This is a genomic window from Alteromonas sp. ABV4_515 (genome assembly GCF_056160345.1).
In genome coordinates, this window is the sequence record NZ_JBSWWZ010000029.1 from 1 (window position 1) to 517 (window position 517).

Annotated in this window: 1 protein-coding gene; it reads right to left on the bottom strand. The window is 57.3% G+C overall.

The window, feature by feature from the left end; translation table 11 throughout:
- Positions 1-517 (bottom strand): Ig-like domain-containing protein (locus ACXAGX_RS20525; protein WP_474840704.1); only part of this gene is annotated, 517 nt, incomplete at both ends.

Sequence of the window (517 nt, forward strand, 5' to 3'; positions counted from 1 at the left end):
CTGGCTGTACCGTTGCCGTGAAGGTTTGGGCGTCGCCGTTTGAATCGGTCACTGTGATGGACACGGTTTCACCGGCAGGTAAATCGGTGGTTCCCGAAACCGTTGGTGTGGCGTCATTACCTAGCGAGTGTGGATCAAGAGTGATAACTGGTGCTGCAGTATCAATTTCACCGTTGTTGTCGGTGGCGGTGGTCGCGTTACCTGCCGCATCGGTGGCGGTCGCTTCAACCGTATAGGCACCGTCGGCCAAATCCGCTGGAACGTCTGCGCTGAACGAGCCGTCTGGCTGAACTGTTGCTGTGAAAGTTTGCGCGTCGCCGTTGGCGTCCGTTACCGTGATCGACACGGTTTCGCCGAGCGGCAGATCCGTGGTACCTGAAACATTAGGCGTAGCGTCATTACCTGTTGTCTGTGCGTCCAGCGTGATGGTTGGCGCAGCGGTATCGATTTCACCGTTGTTGTCGGTAGCCGTAGTGGCGTTACCGGCAGCATCGGTGGCAGTGGCTTCAACGGTATA